General features: G+C 56.3%; 14 protein-coding genes and 2 pseudogenes. 6 read left to right on the top strand and 10 right to left on the bottom strand.

The window, feature by feature from the left end; genetic code table 11:
- The first annotated feature begins 12 nt into the window (after positions 1-12).
- Complete coding sequence (locus ACM6IR_RS10620; protein ID WP_414907671.1) at positions 13-954, top strand: LysR family transcriptional regulator; 942 nt, start codon at positions 13-15, stop codon at positions 952-954.
- A gap of 6 nt (positions 955-960) precedes the next feature.
- Here the strand turns inward: ACM6IR_RS10620 and ACM6IR_RS10625 are convergent, their stop codons facing one another.
- Both ACM6IR_RS10625 and ACM6IR_RS10630 read right to left on the bottom strand, forming a co-directional pair.
- The gene (locus ACM6IR_RS10625; RefSeq protein ID WP_414907672.1) at positions 961-1,500 is read right to left on the bottom strand and encodes a DUF1003 domain-containing protein; all 540 of its coding nucleotides are present in this window, start codon (positions 1,498-1,500) and stop codon (positions 961-963) included.
- A gap of 133 nt (positions 1,501-1,633) precedes the next feature.
- Positions 1,634-2,245 carry a TetR/AcrR family transcriptional regulator gene (locus tag ACM6IR_RS10630; RefSeq protein ID WP_414907673.1) on the bottom strand — a complete coding sequence of 204 codons (612 nt, stop codon included), beginning with the start codon at positions 2,243-2,245 and terminating at the stop codon, positions 1,634-1,636.
- 215 nt (positions 2,246-2,460) lie between these two features.
- Here ACM6IR_RS10630 and ACM6IR_RS10635 point away from each other — a divergent pair, with 215 nt between their 5' ends.
- Together ACM6IR_RS10635 and ACM6IR_RS10640 are read left to right on the top strand one after the other, a co-directional pair.
- Positions 2,461-3,513 carry an MBL fold metallo-hydrolase gene (locus ACM6IR_RS10635; RefSeq protein WP_414907674.1) on the top strand — a complete coding sequence of 351 codons (1,053 nt, stop codon included), beginning with the start codon at positions 2,461-2,463 and terminating at the stop codon, positions 3,511-3,513.
- Positions 3,514-3,649: 136 nt separating this feature from the next.
- Positions 3,650-5,128, top strand: coding sequence for an amidase family protein (locus ACM6IR_RS10640; protein WP_414907675.1), 1,479 nt, complete (start codon positions 3,650-3,652; stop codon positions 5,126-5,128).
- A gap of 273 nt (positions 5,129-5,401) precedes the next feature.
- Here ACM6IR_RS10640 and ACM6IR_RS10645 read toward each other — a convergent pair whose 3' ends face one another.
- The gene (locus ACM6IR_RS10645; RefSeq protein ID WP_414907676.1) at positions 5,402-5,719 is read right to left on the bottom strand and encodes a helix-turn-helix domain-containing protein; all 318 of its coding nucleotides are present in this window, start codon (positions 5,717-5,719) and stop codon (positions 5,402-5,404) included.
- 93 nt (positions 5,720-5,812) lie between these two features.
- Positions 5,813-5,965 (bottom strand): annotated as a pseudogene (locus tag ACM6IR_RS10650) (helix-turn-helix domain-containing protein); the annotation flags it as partial.
- Between the two features lie 11 nt (positions 5,966-5,976).
- On the opposite strand from ACM6IR_RS10650, the pseudogene ACM6IR_RS10655 reads away from it, so the two are divergent.
- Positions 5,977-6,270, top strand: a pseudogene (locus ACM6IR_RS10655) (sulfite exporter TauE/SafE family protein); the annotation flags it as partial.
- A 43-nt stretch (positions 6,271-6,313) separates the two neighbouring features.
- Positions 6,314-6,676 carry a hypothetical protein gene (locus ACM6IR_RS10660; RefSeq protein WP_414907677.1) on the top strand — a complete coding sequence of 121 codons (363 nt, stop codon included), beginning with the start codon at positions 6,314-6,316 and terminating at the stop codon, positions 6,674-6,676.
- 6 nt (positions 6,677-6,682) lie between these two features.
- On the opposite strand, the gene ACM6IR_RS10665 is transcribed toward ACM6IR_RS10660, so the two are convergent.
- The 6 genes from ACM6IR_RS10665 to ACM6IR_RS10690 all read right to left on the bottom strand — a co-directional run bounded on the left by ACM6IR_RS10665 (position 6,683) and on the right by ACM6IR_RS10690 (position 12,211).
- Positions 6,683-7,654: a hypothetical protein gene (locus ACM6IR_RS10665; RefSeq protein ID WP_414907678.1), complete on the bottom strand. Its 972-nt coding sequence runs from the start codon at positions 7,652-7,654 to the stop codon at positions 6,683-6,685.
- Between the two features lie 266 nt (positions 7,655-7,920).
- Positions 7,921-8,634 (bottom strand): HNH endonuclease, encoded by a 714-nt coding sequence (locus ACM6IR_RS10670; RefSeq protein WP_414907679.1) that lies wholly within the window; start codon positions 8,632-8,634, stop codon positions 7,921-7,923.
- A 120-nt stretch (positions 8,635-8,754) separates the two neighbouring features.
- On the bottom strand, positions 8,755-9,288 hold the full coding sequence (locus tag ACM6IR_RS10675; protein WP_414907680.1) for a Bro-N domain-containing protein: 534 nt from the start codon (positions 9,286-9,288) through the stop codon (positions 8,755-8,757).
- 416 nt (positions 9,289-9,704) lie between these two features.
- The gene (locus ACM6IR_RS10680) at positions 9,705-10,955 is read right to left on the bottom strand and encodes a ribonucleotide-diphosphate reductase subunit beta (RefSeq protein ID WP_201120113.1); all 1,251 of its coding nucleotides are present in this window, start codon (positions 10,953-10,955) and stop codon (positions 9,705-9,707) included.
- Positions 10,956-11,481: 526 nt separating this feature from the next.
- The gene (locus ACM6IR_RS10685) at positions 11,482-11,757 is read right to left on the bottom strand and encodes a hypothetical protein (protein WP_414907681.1); all 276 of its coding nucleotides are present in this window, start codon (positions 11,755-11,757) and stop codon (positions 11,482-11,484) included.
- A gap of 190 nt (positions 11,758-11,947) precedes the next feature.
- Positions 11,948-12,211, bottom strand: coding sequence for a DUF2790 domain-containing protein (locus tag ACM6IR_RS10690; protein WP_414907682.1), 264 nt, complete (start codon positions 12,209-12,211; stop codon positions 11,948-11,950).
- 566 nt (positions 12,212-12,777) lie between these two features.
- On the opposite strand from ACM6IR_RS10690, the gene acs reads away from it, so the two are divergent.
- Complete coding sequence (gene acs / locus ACM6IR_RS10695; RefSeq protein WP_414907683.1) at positions 12,778-14,733, top strand: acetate--CoA ligase; 1,956 nt, start codon at positions 12,778-12,780, stop codon at positions 14,731-14,733.
- Positions 14,734-15,016 lie beyond the last annotated feature (283 nt).

Raw genomic sequence — 15,016 nt, forward strand, 5'->3', positions numbered from 1 at the left:
TGACCTCGATGCTTGTTGATTCCTGGTACCCACTATAGATTGGCGTTCACGCATTCAATATTGGCGTTATCCCAAGTGATCAATGCAGCGACGCACTATCGGCTGGACTACCCCGACCTGTCCCTGATCCTCGCACTGGTGCGCGGCGCCTCTCTGGCGCGGGCATCGACGCTGTTGAAGGTCGACGTCTCGACGGTGTTTCGCGCTGTGCGCCGACTCGAAGCTGCGCTGGGCCAGCAACTATTCGAAAAGAGCCGCGCCGGTTATTTACCGACCACCCTGGCGCAAACCTTGGCCGAACAGGCGGAACGGGCGGAACAAGCGTTGGACGCGGCGCGCATTGGCGTGGAGCAGGGCGGCGAAGTTATCAGCGGCACCGTGCGCCTGACCTGCACCGATTCAGTCCTGCAAGGCTTGCTCTTACCCGCGCTGGCGCAGTTCATGCCCGGCTATCCAGCGCTGACCCTCGAGTTGAGCACGTCCAACGATTTCGCCAACCTTAGTCGCCGGGATGCGGATATTGCCTTGCGCCTGACCCGCACCCCGCCCGAGCATTTGGTGGGCCGACGCCTGGCCGACGTTTCCTATCGAGTCTGTGCCAGCGTGGCCTATCTGGAGTCGGTCGAGTCTGAGGCGCTGGCCGCACTGACCTGGATCGCCCCGGATGACTTCCTTCCCGATCACCCTACCGTCGCGTGGCGTCGGCAAGCATTGCCGGGGGTAACACCGGCTTATCGCTGTAACAGCATGTTGTCGGTGACCGAATTGGTGCGGGCCGGGCTGGGTGTCGCGGCATTGCCGGACTTCCTGATCGGCGGCGAGTTGCAGCCATTGAGTGCGCCGTTAGACGGTTACGACACGGCGCTGTGGCTGCTGACCCGCCCGGACTGTCGCGCCTTGCGCTCGGTGGTCACGTTGTTCGATGAGCTCGGGCGAGCGCTGAAGTCGCCTTGAGGCGGATCAGGCCTTCGGCTGATCCTTGGCCACAAAGTGCTGATGCATTTCCGAGGTCAGGCTTTCGATACGTTCAGTGAGGGTCTTGGTCATTTCGGTGAGGCGGGTGTTTTGCTCGAGCAATTCCAGCAGTTGCGCAGTGTTCTGCGCCGCTTGAGCCTGACGCTCGCTGTTGGCCACAGCCAATGCTTCGCGGTGCAGCGCGTCGGCTTCGGACTGCGCTTTGTCCCGCGCCGCCTGACGGGTCTGGGCCAGCAGAATCAGCGGCGCGGCGTAAGCCGCTTGCAGGCTGAACGCCAGGTTGAGCAGGATGAACGGGTAGAGGTCGAAGTGGGCCACGCCAAATAGATTGAGGCAAATCCACACCACCACGATCAGCGTCTGTGCGCCGAGAAAGGTTGGCGTACCGAAGAACCGCGCAAAGGCTTCTGCGCGCAGGGCAAATTTGTCGTTGCCAAACGTCGGCGCCAGATGGGCGTGAGGGCGATGGAAGCGCAGGTGGTCGACAGGGGCGGTGGCTTTGGTGTTGGTCGTCGTGGTGGTCATGATGCTCTCTACAGGGCGCGGGGATTTGGGACTGGGGCTCACTATAACCCTAGCGCCGGTTTCATTCTGAAACACATTGCTGAGTCTTCTTTTAGAGCAAACCTGTAATCGGAAAAACGGTAAACATTGTCATTTATGGCAGCTGGTAGCAGGCCAGAAACATGTCCAGTGCCGACTCCACGACGGTGGTCTGCATCTCGGGCGACAGACCAGGGAGCCCCATGGAAATCTGTGGCCAGAACGCAAAGGATTTGAGCAGTCCCTGAACCTGTTGTGCGGCAAATTCCGGATCGACCGGTTTCAGTCGGCCATCGGCCTGAGCGGCGCGAATCCACACGGTTAAGCCTTCTTCGCGCTCACCCATTCGAGCGACCATATTCTGCGCGCGTTCGGGGGAATGAATGGTCGCAGCGATGGCCACCCGTGCCAGGTCGAGAAAATTGTTATCCCCCAGCATCTGCAGTTTCGCCAGTAACATCTGGCGCATCTGGCCACGCAGGGGCAGGTCCGGACGGTAGGGCGTTTCCTGTTCTGCCGTTACCCGCGCCCATAACTGATTAAGGATTTCGGCGAACAACTCTTCCTTGCTGGGGAAATGGTTGTACACCGTGCGCTTCGACACACCGGCGGTGGCGGCAATCTTGTCCATGCTGGAGATGTCGAACCCGTTGGCACGGAATTCGGCAATCGCTGCTTGAATGATGGCTTCGCGTTTTCGGTCGGTGAGGCGCTGTGGAGCTGTCATAAGTAAGCTTCGGCAGGAGGTTGGGGAAAGTTACACTCGGTAGTTTACTTGTGATCGGCTTTGATGCAACCTTGAAACTACACTGTGCAGTGTAATGTTTTGTTAATCCTGCCCAGTGAACATTCAAAGGTTCGGCTGATGCGTGCGTGCTTTGGCCATTTTCGTCCCACCGTGGAAAACCGCAATCTTTGCGCTTCTTCTGGAGTCATTCAGTCATGGCCAGTTCAATTTCCCCTGCGGGCAACACCTGCGAACCTGAAGCTTCCCGCCAGGTAGAAGGGTCGTTCAAAAACCATGTGCCGGTGCAGCGCGAAGGCGTTCGCAAAATGCTGCGCATCATGTGGAACATGATCTTCCACAAACCGCGCAACACCCGCCCGACGGCACCCGTCCCGGTGCAAACCCTGACCCACGACGCGTTGATCGCCGCGCCCAATCACAGCGTCTACCGCCTTGGCCATTCCACGGTTCTACTGAAGCTGCGGGACAAATTCTGGATCACCGACCCGGTCTTTGCCGAACGCGCTTCGCCAGTGCAATGGGCCGGCCCCAAACGTTTCCATCAGCCGCCCATCAGCCTCGAAGAATTACCGCCGATTGAAGCCGTCATCCTGTCCCACGATCACTACGACCACCTCGATTATCAGTCCGTGCTTACACTGGCGAACAAGGCCAAGTACTTCCTCACGCCGCTGGGCGTCGGCGACACCCTGATCAAGTGGGGCATCGATGCCAGCAAAATCCGCCAACTTGATTGGTGGCAAGGCACCGAGGTCGACGGTATCCAATTCATCGCCACACCGTCGCAACACTTTTCCGGTCGCGGTCTGTTCGATGGCAACAGCACGCTCTGGGCTTCCTGGGTGATGATCGACGGCGACACGCGGATCTTCTTCAGCGGCGACAGCGGTTACTTCGACGGCTTCAAACGCATCGGCGAACAGCACGGCCCGTTCGACCTGACACTGATGGAAACCGGTGCCTACAACGTCGAGTGGCCCCATGTTCACATGCAGCCGGAGCAAACCCTGCAAGCGCACATTGACCTGCAAGGCCGGTGGTTGCTGCCGATTCACAACGGCACGTTCGATTTGTCGATGCACGCCTGGTACGAACCGTTTGACCGGATACTGGCATTGGCCTGGGAGCGAAATGTTTCGATTACCACGCCGCAGATGGGCGAGGCGTTTAATTTGAAGCATCCTCATCGGCGTAGCGCCTGGTGGTATGAAGTCGAGCAGCGGGTGTACCAAGAGAGTGTCGGCTGAGCGGCTACAGATGGGGGCGAACTTTCATACATGGTCTAGCGACAAGTGATGACGGACATTTCCGGCGGCGTCTGTAGGCTGGGAAAACGAGTGAGTTCAATCACTCGCTATCGGTCATCACAAGGATCTTTACCATATGGATGTAACGCTAAAAGGCTCTGCACAAACGCCGGCACTTGAATCGGCGCTGGACTATTTAAGTGTCGATGAAATCAGCCAAAGAATGGAGCGCAATCAGCTGAGTGCAGTGCAGCTCGTGCAACACCTGCTACACCGGATTGAGACGCTGGATAAACAGGGGCCGGCGATCAACGCGATCATCGAACTCAACCCCGACGCCTTGGCCATTGCCGAGATGCTCGATCAAGAGCGACAACGAGGACACGTTCGAGGCCCCCTGCACGGCATTCCCGTATTGCTCAAAGACAATATCGATACCTCCGATCAAATGCAGACCAGCGCCGGCTCGTTGGCCATGGTCGGACAACCCGCCGCGCAGGATGCCTTTATCGTCCAGCAGTTAAGAGCGGCCGGGGCGGTGATACTGGGCAAAACCAACCTCAGTGAATGGGCGAATTTTCGCGACCCTCGCATTCCCGATGGTTGGAGCAGCCGAGGTGGGCAAACCAAAAACCCGCACGTGTTGAGCGAATCGCCATTCGGTTCAAGCTCCGGCTCTGGTGCGGCAGTTGCCGCAGGTTTTGCCCCGCTGGCAGTCGGAACGGAAACCGTCGGCTCGATAATCGCCCCGGCGTCCGTCAACGGCGTAGTGGGCCTCAAGCCTACCGTGGGCTTGCTGAGTCGCAGTGGCATCGTCCCGGTGAGTCATAAAGTCGATACCCCCGGGCCCATGACGCGTACCGTTCGCGACGCTGCGCTGCTGTTGAATGCGATGACGGGCAACGACGATGCCGAACCGATCAAACAACCTCATGCCATCAGTGGTGTGGACTACACGGCACTGCTACTTCCCAACTCGTTGGTCGGACGGCGCATTGGTTATCCGGTCAAGTTCGATACAAGCGACGAGGCAGCGCAGAGCGACCCTCAATTCTCGCGGGCGTTGGAAGTGATGCAGGCCGCAGGGGCCACATTGATCCCGGTGGAATTCAATGATCCTGAATCGCAAACGCCGGAGTCCGTAGACAGGGCGTTCTCGATGGGGATCAAGCGGCACCTTCCCGACTACCTTGCGACGCGCACCGGTCTTGCAATCCAGAGCCTGGAGGATCTCCTGCAATACAACGACAACGCTCCCGGCGACGAGGGTTATGGGCAAACCACCTTGAGCGCGGCCAGCAACATTTATTTTGACGAGCGTACCTACAACGAATTGTGGCAAACAATTCAACGTGAAAATGCAGCAGTCATCGACGATTTAGTGGCCACGCATCAACTGGATGGCCTGGTGCTGGATGTCGGTTCCCCAGGATTGAACGTCATACCACTGGCGGGCTATCCCGGCATCATGATGCCTTCCGGAATCGACGATCACGGCGTGCCCACCTCGGTGTTCTTCTTCGGCACTCGCTGGAGTGAGGCGACGCTTTTGGCATTGGCTTATGGTTATGAACAAGCTTCCCAGGCGCGGCAAACACCTGCGTTCAAGCCCTAGTCACTGATGGGGGGAGGCAGGTCGGAGCTGCCAAGCCTCACGCATCAGGCGAAAACCACCTCAATTCGGCCTTCCTTTCTTGATCGGGGGGCCTTTTGCGTGATCGCTGATCAATTGAGAAAAAACCGGATCTGTAGGAGCCAGGCTTGCCGGCGAAGGCGCCCTTTAGATTGCCTTCGCCGGCAAGCCTGGCTCCTACGAAAAGCGATGCACAATCCTTATCGGTCTTTGCCATATACCTAAATGGGAATAATCGTCAGTCGATGATTTCTCTCACTCAACCATCGCCAAATCCGCCCGCCCCACCGGATTTGGCGTAGACCCTTTCACACTCATCCCCCGCCCCGGCGCAAACCCAGGGAAGAACACCAACCCCTCCGATTCAAACCGATACGCCAACGTCAGCCGGGTAACATCCGGCACATCGCGCTCGGCCTCAAACCGCTCAATCGCGTCGACCGAAACGCCAGACTCCCGGGAAAGCTCATCGACACTCCAACCCAACATCGCCCGTGCCTGAGCACAATGGGCGGGGGTGAATTGGAAGAGGGCGATACGTTCCAGGGTGATTTTCATCGCATAAGAGGCCATGGTGTTCTCCGGGCTCGAGAGTGCTGATTCAAAATGTACTGTGTTTTTGTACAGTTGTTTTGCGCCCGGATCAAACTCAATTTTTGATTTGTTTTATTTCGCCCCTTCCAACCAGACGGACGGTGCCTGCCCCAGCACGCGACGAAACATCGTTGAGAAGGCCGCCGGGCTGTCGTAACCAAAATCCAGCGCAATCCGCGTTACCGGTTCACCCTCCACCAGCCGCGCAAGGGCCAGCACCACGCAAAGCGCGCTGGCGCCGATGGGGGTTAAGCATGTCGCAGGCGACCTCCATGGCTAATCCGCTAAGCCTGCCCGTGGCGCTGGCCGGCACGCTGACTTACATGGCGATGGCGGGATTTACCGAGTTTGATCTGGGCGCGTGGTTTATCGGCTACGTGGATCTGCTGGCGTTTGCCGTTTTGACGATGGGGTCGATGATGGGGATTCGATTGGCCACGCCTTGGATCGGGCGGATACCGGATGAATTACACGCTTGGGTCTATATTGGATTGTTGATAATCGTGATGCTGGGCATTTCGGTACAGTAAGTCGTTGCGCGACATTACTCAGAAACGGGTGCAGGAGGTTGTCATGTTGATCGCTGAAAGTGACTGGAAGAAATTTAAGGAACTGTACAAGCTAGCGCTCGATCGTTTTTGCATGGGGGTGCTGGCTGATGCCCAGACTATCGCCCAGCATGACGCGCTTTCGCCCCATGCCAGGTATTTAATGCTCTATCGCCTGATGCGTGATCGGGACAAAGACATCGCCCGAACTTTCGATCGTTACAGCCGCTCGGGTGCACCCATAGCTTTGAGATTGATGGTCAAGCATGACTTACTGACGGAGGCAGAGTTGTCGATACTCAGCGACGCGGCGCGGGAGGAGATTGCTGACGTTGTTCGCCAGCCCTATGAACTTGAATGGGTTGATGAGATCGGGCGAGAGGACTGAGGTCTACTAAGCCTCCAACCCCGGCGCCTCACGAATAATGAAGTGATCCAGATTCTCGATATTCGCACTGAACACCCCGAACGTCTGCTCGGGGTTTTTCTTGCTCGGCACCTGCTTCAACTCAGGCGTCACGCCATAAAAGAAGCAATACAACTCGGCTTCACTGTCGATGGCGTGCTTGATCTCTTCCAGAAACGCTTTGCGCTTGCGGTAGTTCTCGATCAGTTTCTTGCTCAGATAAACATTGACTGAATAAGGCTTCTTCTTCGCCTCGTCCGCTTGCTTGAACCAGACCTTCTGTTCGAAATCGATGCGAAAGCTCTGCGTGTAATCCTTGATCTCCTTGATCTTGCCCCAGTAAATCAGCCCCTTGTTGTCCGTCAGATATTCGATCCTCTTGAAAAACGACCCATAAGGCGCCGTATGCTCGCCAATCTTCAGCGGCATGCGCTTGAGCAACTCCTTGTCCTCGAAGTTCGATACAAAACACTCCACCGGGTGGGCGAAGACGCTGGTCTTGTCCGGCGCCGACTCACGGCTCGAGTGCTCTGTATCACTAGCTGCAGAAGATGGCTTTGGCGCGTCTTGCATAACATCCGCCGCCACTGCAGGGCTCGATGGCTTACGCACATACTGACGCCGAGTCAGCAACAACTCCGACGGGAAATGCTCCTCACGACTGTCATCTGATTCCGCACCATCCGCGTGCGCCTTGAGACTGGCATAAGGACAATCCGCCACATGCCGGGTGCTGGGCGTGTTCTTGAAATGCGGGGTACGAGCGTAATTCACATTCTTGGCGTTGAACGTCGTCAATACATTCAACCCATCGAACGCCAAACGGCAGGCATCGTTGGGGCACTGGAAGTGCTCCTTGGCGGAATCGAACGCCATGGTCTCGTCGAAATTCAAATCACGCACGTCATAGATCGACAACTTGTCGTCGAGGCTGAGGCAGTAGGCGAAGTCGAATTTCATGGTGGATAGGGTCCTTGTAGGAGCGAGCATTCGTAGCGCTTGTTTGCGCAAGCGTAGGCTTTTTGCTGGAGCGAGCTTGTCTGCGATTCCCAACATCAGCTCAGCAACCAAGCCTGGCACCAGCCTGTGGCGAGGGGCCGCCGTTGGGTTGCATGGCAACCCAAAAACCAGCAAACACTGCACGTCAGACCAAACGAGTTGTTCACTCGGCGACTGCTTTGTGATCGAACGGGAGCAAGCTCCCTCGCTACAGATTTAATAGCCAATCATTCGGCTTTCAATCGCTCCACTTTCTCATAAAGCGAAGCAGTGAATTCTTCCCGGTCACTCGAATGGTGACACCGACGATGGCAGTTCGGGCACAGCGCTACAGCATTGCTCGGACGATCCGACCCAAGCTGCGCCAAATGCTTAACGTGATGAACCTCAAGAAACGGTCTGCCGTCCTTTTCAAACGGAGCCGGTTTTCCGCAACCCTCGCAGAGACCCTTGGCTTCTTTCCGCACCCAGGCTCTAACTTCCGGATCGCGTACAAAAGAGTTGCCCGAACTCTGCACATGTTGCGGTTTCAAAATCCCTTTCGGCTCGCCCTTGAGCGGTTGCTTCTCAAGTTTGGCAGCACGTTGTTCTAACGTTGTCTCATCAGCGGTCGGGGCAAAATCTTCCAGCGTTAAAGTGCTTGGCGCGTTCAGCGCTTCACGAATGCTACGCGCAACATTCGCGCCGACATTCTTGGCGGGTTTGTATCCCTCAATACGATCTCGTTCGAGTTCGACCAGCACGGTAGAGATGTTCTGCATCCGAAACTCAACCGAACCTTTGGTGCGGCCTGCTAATGCGCCTTCGCGAAGGACGCGGTTCTCATGAGCCTTATTGACCTTCTGACCGTTCTGTTCGCGTGACAGCATGCTGAGATAGGCATCGACCGCTGCCCGAATCTCCGCGTCACTCCAATCGCTGTTGCTCTTTTCCGTATCCATACAATCGCCGAGGGTTGAAAACCCTCGGACGATACTGAGTGGCCATTACGACTGTCTACGAAAATTCCTACAGAAAAGACCGATGCATCGCTCAAGCGATCCTACAAAGACATCACCGCGCTAACCCACCGATTGCTTCGACGACTGAAACACCTCCACAAATTTCCGCCACCAAGGCTTCATTACCGGCACCCGCCGCCGTGTGCGATTCAGCAACAAATAAGGCATATCCCGCAGCCGAATCCAGCCTTCACCCTGCCAATGCAGCAGACTCAACGACATTTCCGGCCAATCCAACAAACTCAGCATCGGCCGATCCTCGTTATTCGACTGTCCGGCATCTCGCAAGGCGGGCACCACTTGATGAGTCAACCACTCACGCAACAACCGATTCTCCGGCGCGTAGTGATACACCAACAACGCATACACACCGGACTCGCTGAGCATCAGCCGCTTCTCCGGTCGGCCGTGGTAGCTAACCAACAATGTATGCCGCTGATCTTCGTCGAGTTTGCTCACCACCCGATCATTCAAATGAAAGCCCATCAAACGACCAAAATCGCGGGCGCAGAACCATGGCTGGTTTTCCAGGAGGAGGGCGTGGAGAGCGAGGTTGTGGCGGGAGAAGACCGTTACAGGGAAGGGATCAGACATAGCTGATCTCCAGAATTTCGAGAGCACGGTATCGATAAATTTTAGGCATTTCCATTACCTCTACGTTTAGATTTTGGAGGGCCTGACCCCAACGTAGAGTGGACTTAAGAAATCCCAACGAGCCAAGCCATTACACGTCTAAACGACAAGCCACCTAATGGTGATTGCGCATCTGTGCGATTGGCCAAGCTTTCTACGTTGGGCGTTTCTTAGGCACCTGCAATGGAGCTTAGTGGTGCTTTGAGCGGGCATCAATGCGGAAGCAGCTGTAAGTTTTGTAGGAGTTTTAGTGTCGTCGCGTAGGCGAATGAATGGATATTCATTCACCAATAAAAAAGCCCCGATCAGATCGGGGCTTTTGCTTTTTCGATTTGTCGACTCAGATAGCAATCATCAAATCGCGGCGAGCTCGGAAATCAATCCCAGCTCAACGCCCCACCAGTCTGATACTCAATAACCCGAGTCTCAAAGAAATTCTTCTCTTTCTTCAAGTCCATAATCTCGCTCATCCAAGGGAACGGGTTAGTCGTCCCCGGATACTCTTCCTTCAAACCAATCTGCGACAAACGACGGTTAGCGATGAACTTCAGATAGTCCTCCATCATCGCCGCGTTCATGCCCAACACGCCGCGAGGCATGGTATCCCGAGCGTATTCAATCTCCAGCTGAGTCCCCTGCAGAATCATCTGCGAAGCTTCTTCCTTCATCTCAGCATCCCACAAGTGCGGGTTTTCGATTTTGATCTGGTTGATCACGTCGATGCCGAAGTTCAGGTGCATGGATTCGTCGCGCAGGATGTACTGGAACTGCTCGGCGACGCCGGTCATTTTGTTGCGGCGGCCCATGGAGAGGATCTGGGTGAAGCCGCAGTAGAAGAAGATGCCTTCCAGGACGCAGTAGTAGGCGATCAGGTTGCGCAGCAGTTCTTTGTCGGTTTCGACGGTGCCGGTTTCGAACTTCGGATCGGAGATCGAGCGGGTGTATTTGAGGCCCCAGGTGGCTTTTTTCGCGACCGATGGGATCTCGTGGTACATGTTGAAGATCTCGCCTTCATCCATGGCCAACGATTCGATGCAGTACTGGTAGGCGTGGGTGTGGATCGCCTCTTCGAACGCCTGGCGCAGGATGTACTGGCGGCATTCCGGGTTGGTGATCAGGCGGTACACGGCCAGGACCAGGTTGTTGGCAACCAGGGAGTCGGCGGTGGAGAAGAAGCCGAGGTTGCGCATGACGATGCGGCGTTCGTCGTCGGTCAGGCCTTCCGGGTCTTTCCAGAGGGCGATGTCGGCGGTCATGTTGACTTCTTGCGGCATCCAGTGGTTTGCGCAACCGTCGAGGTATTTTTGCCAGGCCCAGTCGTACTTGAACGGCACGAGTTGGTTGAGGTCGGCGCGGCAGTTGATCATGCGCTTTTCGTCGACGGCGACACGGGCGGAGGCGCCTTCGAGTTCGGCGAGGCCTTCGGCGACGTCGAGGGTGTCCAGTGCCGCTTTGGCACGGGCGATAGCGGCGGAGTCGGACGCGGTGACAGCGCGAGCTTCCTGAGCGGCAACACCACCAGCGGTGTCGAGTCGGTCCATGTTGGCTTCAGTAGCGTGGCCGGCGTTGGCGCCTTTTACCACAGCTTCGCCGCTGTCTTCTTTGTCGAATTCGTCCCAGCTCAGCATGACGTGTCGTCTCCTGCGTGAGGGCCAGATGCCCGTGTGAAAATGGATAGTCGGTTTTTCACACGACCGCTCTGGCCGCGTTGGATCTAAAGGAAATCGTTTTTTGCAGCAGTACAACGCAGGCAATAAACAGAATTTTGTACGGGTGTTCCGAAGCCACTGATGGGCGCAGAGAACGTGAACAGCTTCTGCGTGGACTTCAGATTGGCTTGATCCCCTGTAAGGGAATATTGCAGGCCCGATTTACGCCGCATTATAGGGAAAAAAACCGGCGCGTGGTGCGACGAAGTGGCACTGAGAACGGTCGGCGGGAGAGGTTTTTCGGTTGGAGCGAGGGTTTACAGGGCTTTGGCTGGCTATCACGGGTGCAGATTTTTTTTCTTAAATTTTGGCTGACGATTTTTTTTGTTCAGAAAATAGTCAAAAAACGCGTTTTTCACTACATCTTGTGTTTTGAGTCGGTTTTCCATGGCTCCAGACACAACTACGCCCGACCGAAGTCGGGCTGTAAAGTCATGCTCGAAGATCAGCTAAGACGAGCCGCACCGACATGGTCTGCACCATCGGCAGCGACTTTAGCGGCGCCAGTGCGATCAAAACCGTCAGAAGCGAGTTTGGCAGCGCCAGTGTGATCGGAACCATCGGCAGCGAAGGACGCCGAACCGGTATGGTCATAACCGTCAGCAGCGACAGCCGCTTCGGTGGTAAATGCAGCTGAACCCGTGCGGTCGTAACCATCGGCGGCGAAGGTGTTGGCGGCCAGTACAGACAGGGTCAGGGCGAAAATTAGTTGGGTTTTCATTGTAGTGCTCCAGATACGTTGGCGTTCTTGCTTGGGCGTGGAATTCATATTACGACGACAAATTCGATTAAAAAGCGCAAATAAATGCTTAAATAAATCGTATAAATCGATATGTAAGGTTCGGCGCTTCAACTGCCTGAACAGCGGGCGGATGGGTCGAACCTTTGGGGGGGAAAGTGAAAGCGGGTGATCAGCCGTTGGAGCAGCCATTACCCATGACGCTGTAACGCAGGATGTGGCGTTGTCCTTTGGAGTCGTCGTATTCCATTTTCGCTGGAACAACTCCGCAAACATTCGGGACTTCGCTCATGGAAATAACCTTCGCGATGTCCAGGTGAGTGGAGTAAGTGTATTCCTCAACTACCGGTTGCTGCTGTGCGACATCAGTCGGGATCTCGTCTGCCATGGCGGTTACGCACAGGCTGCTGAGGACCAGAACTAATAAAGCTTTCATTTCAAATTTACCTTTTAGAGGTCGAATGGGGTTACGCAACCTTTTTGGGGTTGCGTGTGGAGCTGTACTAAAGAGTCTTTGATTAACTGCCTTCGTGGGGGCTGCAACTTGGTTAATCAGTGTTTGCCTTGTTGGCGAGGCTGATTTTAGGCGTGGCGTTTACATTCATATAGGTGTGCTTCTGATAAACACCTTTGACAGATTTCGTAACAATCCCCTGAGAGAATGAGCGGACAACGTACGCCCTGTAGCAGCTGGCGAAGCCTGCGTTCGGCGGCGCAGCCGTCGTAAACCCTGCTGAGCACGGTCTGCCTGAAATACCGCAATCGCTGATTTTACGACAGCTTCGCCGTCGAACGCAGGCTTCGCCAGCTGTTACAGGTCGCTTTATGGGCGGGCTCCGGCATTAGTTGGAAGAGCCTGGAAGTGGGGGGTGCGTAATGTTTGGGACGGGCGTTCCTGACATTTTGTAGGGGCTTGTTACTACCATCGTCGAATGGTTCTATAGGCCCGGCCCGGCTACAACAGGGTCATACAAAAACAACTATTCCACCGAGGTAAGAAAGATGAGTGCGGCTTCTCTGTATCCCGTTCGTCCCGAGGTTCTGGCCAACACGCTGACTGATGAGGCGACCTACAAGGCCATGTACCAGCAGTCCGTCGTCAACCCGGACGGTTTCTGGCGCGAACAAGCCAAGCGCCTCGACTGGATCAAGCCTTTCACCACGGTGAAGCAGACGTCTTTCGACGATCACCATGTCGACATCAAATGGTTCGCCGACGGCACCCTGAACGTTTCCTACAACTGCCTCGACCGTCATCTGGCCGAGCGCGGCGATCAAATCGCGATTATTTGGGAAGGGGATGACCCTGCCGAGAGTCGCAACATCACCTATCGCGAGCTGCATGAGCAAGTCTGCAAGTTCGCCAACGCCTTGCGCGGCCAGGATGTGCACCGCGGCGACGTGGTGACTATCTATATGCCGATGATCCCCGAAGCCGTGGTCGCCATGCTGGCGTGCACCCGGATCGGCGCGATTCATTCGGTGGTATTTGGTGGTTTCTCGCCGGAAGCCCTGGCAGGCCGGATCATCGACTGCAAATCCAAAGTGGTGATCACCGCTGACGAAGGCCTGCGTGCCGGCAAGAAGATCCCGCTCAAGAGCAACGTCGATGACGCGCTGACCAACCCGGAAACCAGCAGCATTCAGAAAGTCATCGTGTGCAAGCGCACCGGTGGCGACATCAAGTGGAACCAGCATCGCGACATCTGGTACGAAGACCTGATGAAAGTGGCAGGCAGTGTCTGCGCGCCAAAAGAGATGGGCGCCGAAGAAGCGCTGTTCATCCTTTACACCTCCGGTTCGACCGGTAAGCCGAAGGGTGTGCAACACACCACTGCCGGTTATCTGCTGTACGCGGCGATGACCCACGAACGTGTGTTCGACTATCGTCCGGGCGAAATCTACTGGTGCACCGCCGACGTCGGCTGGGTCACTGGCCACACCTATATTGTCTATGGCCCGCTGGCCAATGGCGCGACCACCTTGCTGTTCGAAGGCGTGCCGAACTACCCGGATATCACGCGGGTGGCGAAGATCGTCGACAAGCACAAGGTCAACATCCTCTACACCGCGCCGACCGCAATTCGCGCGATGATGGCGTCGGGCAAAGCCGCTGTTGAAGGCGCTGACGGCAGCAGCCTGCGTCTGCTGGGTTCGGTCGGTGAGCCGATCAACCCGGAAGCGTGGGACTGGTACTACAAGAACGTCGGCCAATCCCGTTGCCCGATCGTCGACACCTGGTGGCAGACCGAAACCGGCGCAACCCTGATGAGCCCATTGCCGGGCGCTCACGCGCTCAAGCCGGGTTCGGCGGCACGTCCCTTCTTCGGTGTGGTGCCGGCGTTGGTGGATAACCTGGGTAACATCATCGAGGGCGCTGCCGAGGGCAACCTGGTGATTCTCGATTCGTGGCCAGGCCAGGCACGCACGCTGTATGGCGACCATGACCGCTTCGTCGACACCTACTTCAAGACCTTCCGTGGCATGTATTTCACCGGCGACGGCGCCCGTCGCGACGAAGACGGTTACTACTGGATTACCGGTCGCGTGGACGACGTGCTCAACGTGTCCGGTCACCGCATGGGCACCGCCGAAATCGAAAGCGCGATGGTCGCTCACCCGAAAGTCGCCGAAGCGGCGGTGGTCGGTGTACCGCATGACATCAAGGGGCAGGGCATTTATGTCTATGTCACCCTGAATGGTGGTGAGGAGCCGACCGAGCAATTGCGCCTGGAACTGAAAAACTGGGTGCGTAAAGAGATCGGCCCGATTGCTTCGCCCGATGTCATTCAATGGGCGCCGGGCTTGCCGAAAACCCGCTCGGGCAAAATCATGCGCCGTATTCTGCGCAAGATTGCTACCGCCGAATACGACGGGTTGGGGGATATCTCCACCCTGGCTGATCCGGGTGTGGTGCAGCATTTGATTGATACGCACAAGACGATGAACGTTGCGTAAGTAGCGTTTGGCGTCATTGAAGCCCTGCCAGGTGTTGAGCCTGGTGGGGTTTTTTTATGGTGGTCGGGTTGGGATTATTGTTGGTCGTGCGGGCCTCTTCGCGAGCGGGCTCGCTCCCACAGGGGGGCTTGTGTTTCAGATCGGTCAATGTGGGAGCGAGCCTGCTCGCGAAGGCGCCCTGTCATACGCCGCATAAACAACTCCCAATAATTATCGGCTTCATCTGTCAGTCGATTCCCACTGTTACCCGTCACCATTCAAGTAACTGAATGTGTAACCGCGC

The organism is Pseudomonas sp. IT-P253, from assembly GCF_949768125.1.
Taxonomy (GTDB): domain Bacteria; phylum Pseudomonadota; class Gammaproteobacteria; order Pseudomonadales; family Pseudomonadaceae; genus Aquipseudomonas.

Excerpts from the sequence above, each read along its gene's own strand:
- ACM6IR_RS10625 (WP_414907672.1), bottom strand. The coding sequence starts at position 1,500 with ATGACCACCACGACGACCAACACCAAAGCCACCGCCCCTGTCGACCAC.
- ACM6IR_RS10630 (WP_414907673.1), bottom strand. The coding sequence starts at position 2,245 with ATGACAGCTCCACAGCGCCTCACCGACCGAAAACGCGAAGCCATCATT.
- ACM6IR_RS10635 (WP_414907674.1), top strand. The coding sequence starts at position 2,461 with ATGGCCAGTTCAATTTCCCCTGCGGGCAACACCTGCGAACCTGAAGCT.
- ACM6IR_RS10640 (WP_414907675.1), top strand. The coding sequence starts at position 3,650 with ATGGATGTAACGCTAAAAGGCTCTGCACAAACGCCGGCACTTGAATCG.
- ACM6IR_RS10645 (WP_414907676.1), bottom strand. The coding sequence starts at position 5,719 with ATGGCCTCTTATGCGATGAAAATCACCCTGGAACGTATCGCCCTCTTC.
- ACM6IR_RS10660 (WP_414907677.1), top strand. The coding sequence starts at position 6,314 with ATGTTGATCGCTGAAAGTGACTGGAAGAAATTTAAGGAACTGTACAAG.
- ACM6IR_RS10665 (WP_414907678.1), bottom strand. The coding sequence starts at position 7,654 with ATGAAATTCGACTTCGCCTACTGCCTCAGCCTCGACGACAAGTTGTCG.
- ACM6IR_RS10670 (WP_414907679.1), bottom strand. The coding sequence starts at position 8,634 with ATGGATACGGAAAAGAGCAACAGCGATTGGAGTGACGCGGAGATTCGG.
- ACM6IR_RS10675 (WP_414907680.1), bottom strand. The coding sequence starts at position 9,288 with ATGTCTGATCCCTTCCCTGTAACGGTCTTCTCCCGCCACAACCTCGCT.
- ACM6IR_RS10680 (WP_201120113.1), bottom strand. The coding sequence starts at position 10,955 with ATGCTGAGCTGGGACGAATTCGACAAAGAAGACAGCGGCGAAGCTGTG.
- ACM6IR_RS10685 (WP_414907681.1), bottom strand. The coding sequence starts at position 11,757 with ATGAAAACCCAACTAATTTTCGCCCTGACCCTGTCTGTACTGGCCGCC.
- ACM6IR_RS10690 (WP_414907682.1), bottom strand. The coding sequence starts at position 12,211 with ATGAAAGCTTTATTAGTTCTGGTCCTCAGCAGCCTGTGCGTAACCGCC.
- acs (WP_414907683.1), top strand. The coding sequence starts at position 12,778 with ATGAGTGCGGCTTCTCTGTATCCCGTTCGTCCCGAGGTTCTGGCCAAC.